Here is a 707-nt window from a genome sequence, read left to right as displayed (position 1 = left end):
TTCGCGGCAACGACGCTCGCATCCGCCTGCTGAGCGGTTGCCACCGCCTGATCGTACTCCTGCTTGCTCACATATTGCGTACCGACCAGCGGAACGTAACGTTTCACCGTCAGATGGGCAATGTTTGCCGCCGCCTGCGCTTTTACCAGTTCACCTTTCGCATTGTCGTAGGCTGCCTGATAGGTGGCAGGATCGATCTGATAAAGGGATTCACCCGCTTTGACATCGCTGCCTTCGGTAAAATTACGGTGCAGAATGATACCACTGACCTGGGGACGAACCTCCGCAACACGATACGCATCTGTTCTGCCTGGTAATTCAGTCGTTACGGCCAGCGGCGCGCTTTTGACAATGTGAACATTCACCTGGGGGGCTTGCGCATGCTGCTGTGAATTTTCCTGCCCATCGCACCCGGCGAGCAGTGCGGCACAGACAATGAAACCGGATAAGGGTAAGCGTCTGAAATGAGTCGTCATTACTGTTCCTTAAACTACCCCTAAACCGATAATTGCCGTGAATCGGTGAGAGGGTATGAGGCAAAAATAAAAATGTAGCTGCGTATAATAATGAGGGTATTTAATGTTTTTTAATTTATACGTGCTGGAGGGGGCATTAAAAAGTAAAAATCAGAATCTGGCCCAGTACTTTCAATATGCAATTTCTGTCAGGATAACCAGCGCAAAAGTTTTGGTTTCGCTTTATTCATA

The 707-nt window shown here is 49.1% G+C and carries 1 protein-coding gene; it reads right to left on the bottom strand.

All coding sequences use genetic code 11. The features are described from left to right. Nucleotides 1–476 (bottom strand): efflux RND transporter periplasmic adaptor subunit (locus IM267_RS21430; RefSeq protein WP_370551766.1); only part of this gene is annotated, 476 nt, incomplete at its 3' end. Between the last annotated feature and the right edge of the window lie 231 nt (nucleotides 477–707).

Source organism: Enterobacter cloacae complex sp. P15RS, assembly GCF_014895905.1.
GTDB classification, from domain to species: domain Bacteria; phylum Pseudomonadota; class Gammaproteobacteria; order Enterobacterales; family Enterobacteriaceae; genus Enterobacter; species Enterobacter quasihormaechei.
Note: the sequence above shows the minus strand (reverse complement) of the source record. Positions and strands in the feature narration are given on the sequence as shown.